A 1,826-nucleotide genomic window follows, 5' to 3' on the forward strand; every position below is an offset into this window, starting at 1 on the left:
AGCGCGGCCGCTGCAAGAATGCATATCTCGGTCCGTTTGCGAGCGCCGCCATCCAGCCGCGGCAGCAGGTCGCTGAGAAGCGCAGCGGCTTCGCGAGGCTTCCTGTCCGCCAGCAGCACCTGGAACTTCGTGATATAGTGCGGCCAGCGCTCGATCATGGGCTCATTGGCGGCCTCAATGGCCGCCATGAAGCGCTCGCAATCCTCATAGGCAGCTGCGAAATCGCCTTGCCTGGCATGAAGCGCGGCGTGGCAATCGGCGACGACGGCGACCTGTGTGGTGAAGCGGCTATCGGCGATCTCGGCCAGTCGCCCGACCACTTGGTGGAACTCCGCAAAATCGTTGCGGAACTTCATCTGCATCTGAAGATGATACAGGCCACCGAACTCCACACCCTTGAGCGACTCGCGCTCGCCAATCGCGATCGCCTCCCGCAACGCGGCTTCGGCCGACGGATAGGGAAAATTCCTTCTCTTGTAGGGAAAATAACGACCACTCTCCGCGCCAAAGGCGACCAGCCACATGCCGAGGATCCAAGGCAGCACCTGCTTGTCACTCAAGTCCTCAACAACGCTGTCGACGGCCTTGGTGAACAGATCGGCGCGCATGGTGGATACCGAAAGATCGATCAGCGTTTCGCTCGCAAGCAATCGCAATCCGCTCGGATCGTGCCCGGGGTTCCTGGTCAAGCGCTCAAGGAGTTCAGCTTCCAGTGCTTGTCCGGCTGGGCTGCTGCGGTAGTAGTCGTCGCCGAAGTTCAGCGCCCGCATCATGCCAATGCGCACCAGCATCGCTTCCTCGGGAGGCAGTTCCGGGAGGCCGCGTTCGATCAGCTCGAACGCCCGGCGGGTCCACATGGAAAGGCCTTCGTAGGTGCGCCAACTGGCCGTCTTGACCAAGACGGCGCGCGACACGGTGAGACATAGACCGCGCAGATCGTCGGCCTCACCAAATGCTTGCCATGCTCTCGACAGCCAGCGCTCCGCCGCAGCGTCGTCCGGCATGTGGGCCACGCCCAGCCAATAGAAATGCCAGCCGTTCATGAACGCTTCCGGTAACCGGCCGCACCATTCGATGAAGGTCGCCCGGCCTCCTTGCGCCAGCACGGCCTCCGCGCGGCTCAATATCAGCTCGCTCGCTTGGTCCCAGTCCTGGGCCTGCAAGGCGAGGTGTATTGCTTCGTCAGGACGACCGGCCTCCGCAAGGACCTTCGCCGCCTTTCGCCTAAGCGATTGCTGCTCTTCCTTGACCACGTGCTGTGCGAAGCGCCGGTCAAGAAAGTCCCGCAAAAGATCGTGTAGGTAAAAGGTGTCGCGGCTGTTTTCCAAGCGCGTGACCAGCAACTGCCGCCTGTAGAGCCTGTCGAGCAGCTTGCCCGCTTCGTCCGACCCTATCATCACGTCCGCCAGCTCGGAGCTGATCTCGGGCAGCAGGTTCAGCTTCAGGAGCATTTCCTGGTCGGAGGCGGGAAGGGAAAGGAAGAAATGGCGGCCGAGAACATCCGACAGTGCATTCGGTCCGCCGAAAACCGTTTCGTTCGTGTCGTTAGGTTCGACCGCCGAGCTGTGATCGGCGAGGAGAACCAGCCCGATCGCCCAGCCGCGCGCCGATTCGACGTCAATTGAAATGGCGCCGTTCTTCGACCGCAGCTTGACGAAATCGCGCGCTTCCGCTGTCGAGAATTCGAGCGCCAACCTGTCTACGATGGCCATCTGGCCCTTGAGAACGAGGTCGCCCAGTTCCTCCTGAGGCAGCGTGCGCGAGACGCAGATGCAGCGGACCGTGTCAGGAAGTTCACGGAACATCACCGAAAGCACCGCCCGGAA

The 1,826-nt window shown here is 61.8% G+C and carries 1 protein-coding gene; it reads right to left on the bottom strand.

Features of this window, described 5'->3' with window-relative positions:
- The coding region (locus tag AC0L2V_RS32135; protein ID WP_473522181.1) for a winged helix-turn-helix domain-containing protein at positions 1-1,451 on the bottom strand (1,451 nt) is incomplete at its 3' end.
- Positions 1,452-1,826: the final 375 nt, after the last annotated feature.

The sequence above is a fragment of the Mesorhizobium sp. WSM4814 genome (assembly GCF_055811595.1).